The sequence below is a fragment of the Peribacillus sp. SIMBA_075 genome (assembly GCF_046534585.1).
In genome coordinates, this window is record NZ_JAWRYN010000234.1 from 1 (window position 1) to 354 (window position 354).

Here is a 354-nt window from a genome sequence, read left to right on the forward strand (position 1 = left end):
GCGCATGCGGAAGCCGAGATAATGCAAGGCCTTATTGAACGCTTTTCGGACTTCATCCTCAAAGTTCATTTCTTCGATTGTCCACTGGTCGAGTTCCTTGCCCTTGGTCAATTGGTAGCGGATGATTAAGGTTTCATCGACACTGAACGCAAATTTTTCTTCCAAGTAAATATTATAGCGTTCCGGATTGTTTTTTCCGCGGGTTATTTTCGTAATGATCGGCATCAATTTCCCCTCGCTTCTTCTCCTATTATACACTTTGAACGCCCTCTTGGCATATGCTTCGCTCGAATTGGGTATGGGATAAACATGGAGGCGATGGAAATGAAAATAGCGATAACTGGCGGCACCGGG

1 pseudogene is annotated in these 354 nt (G+C 45.2%); it reads right to left on the reverse strand.

Annotated features, from left to right (window positions below):
- Positions 1-225 (reverse strand): annotated as a pseudogene (locus tag SB775_RS28020) (recombination regulator RecX); the annotation flags it as partial.
- Between the last annotated feature and the right edge of the window lie 129 nt (positions 226-354).